2 rRNA genes are annotated in these 1216 nt (G+C 58.3%); both read right to left on the minus strand.

Annotated elements, in window-relative coordinates:
* Nucleotides 1–854: ribosomal RNA gene (locus ACH4PY_RS37105) — 23S ribosomal RNA — on the minus strand; the annotation flags it as partial.
* 278 nt (nucleotides 855–1132) lie between these two features.
* A 16S ribosomal RNA gene (locus ACH4PY_RS37110) occupies nucleotides 1133–1216 on the minus strand; the annotation flags it as partial.

The following is a 1216-nucleotide window of genomic DNA, read 5'->3' on the forward strand; positions in this document are numbered from 1 at the left end:
CAACCCTGGTGGGTTCGGTCCTCCACGACCTCTTACAGCCGCTTCAACCTGCCCATGGCTAGATCACTCCGCTTCGGGTCTTGAGCGTGCTACTAGAATCGCCCTATTCGGACTCGCTTTCGCTACGGCTACCCCACACGGGTTAACCTCGCAACACACCGCAAACTCGCAGGCTCATTCTTCAAAAGGCACGCAGTCACGAGACGCTGGACAAGTCCAACGCCCGACGCTCCCACGGCTTGTAGGCACACGGTTTCAGGTACTATTTCACTCCGCTCCCGCGGTACTTTTCACCATTCCCTCACGGTACTATCCGCTATCGGTCACCAGGGAATATTTAGGCTTAGCGGGTGGTCCCGCCAGATTCACACAGGATTTCTCGGGCCCTGTGCTACTTGGGTGGTTCCCAAGAGAGCCGCTCATGTTTCAGCTACGGGGGTCTTACCCTCTACGCCGGGCCTTTCGCATGCCCTTCGCCTACACAAACGGTTTCTCACTCTCCGACCGGCCGGCAGACCGATCACGGAAACTCCCACGACCCCGCATGCGCAACCCCTGCCGGGTATCACACACATACGGTTTAGCCTCATCCGGTTTCGCTCGCCACTACTCCCGGAATCACGGTTGTTTTCTCTTCCTGCGGGTACTGAGATGTTTCACTTCCCCGCGTTCCCTCCACATACCCTATGTGTTCAGGTATGGGTGACAGCCCATGACGACTGCCGGGTTTCCCCATTCGGACACCCCCGGATCACAGCTCGGTTGACAGCTCCCCGGGGCCTATCGCGGCCTCCCACGTCCTTCATCGGTTCCTGGTGCCAAGGCATCCACCGTGCGCCCTTAAAAACTTGGCCACAGATGCTCGCGTCCACTATGCAGTTCTCAAACAACCAACCATCACCCACAAGAACACCCGGACAACCGCCCGGGACCCCATGAGCCTGGCTCCATGCAAAAAGAGAGAACTCACGTTCCCTCAGGACCCAACAGCGTGCCCGGCAGATACCGTTCGAGATCGCGTTCCACGCCGAAGCAGTACTAGCGTCCCTCACAGGACCCACCGAATAGTCAACGTTCCACCCATGAGCAACCGTGCAAGACATGCGCTTGCAGTCGGCTATGTGCTCCTTAGAAAGGAGGTGATCCAGCCGCACCTTCCGGTACGGCTACCTTGTTACGACTTCGTCCCAATCGCCAGTCCCACCTTCGACGACTC

This window comes from Streptomyces sp. NPDC021224 (assembly GCF_044332905.1).
Classification (GTDB): domain Bacteria; phylum Actinomycetota; class Actinomycetes; order Streptomycetales; family Streptomycetaceae; genus Actinacidiphila.